Origin of the sequence: Streptococcus sp. CCH8-H5 (assembly GCF_001556505.1) — a bacterium.
GTDB lineage: Bacteria > Bacillota > Bacilli > Lactobacillales > Streptococcaceae > Streptococcus.
Genome location: NZ_LSIZ01000011.1, coordinates 1 through 234 on the forward strand (window position 1 = coordinate 1; position 234 = coordinate 234).

Here is a 234-nt window from a genome sequence, read left to right on the forward strand (position 1 = left end):
TTTCTGGTTTTTCAACAGATTTCTTAGTTGGGTCGTATTGGTGAACGATTTGTGACGCAGTATTTTCGATGTCTACACCATCTTTAGCAGTGCCTTTGATAGTTGCAGGAATATCGAACTTGTAGTAGCGTCCGAATGCCAATTTGACAGTATCGATCACTTGTGTGTTTTCTGCATCGCCAAGTGACTTAGTAAGGTCAGCTTTAGATGTTGCAGTAATCACACCGTTTTCAA

Annotated in this window: 1 protein-coding gene; it reads right to left on the reverse strand. The window is 40.6% G+C overall.

The genetic code is table 11. The features are described from left to right. Nucleotides 1-234, reverse strand: a 234-nt coding sequence (locus tag AX663_RS00590) for a hypothetical protein (RefSeq protein WP_156430740.1), incomplete at both ends; no start/stop codon positions are given.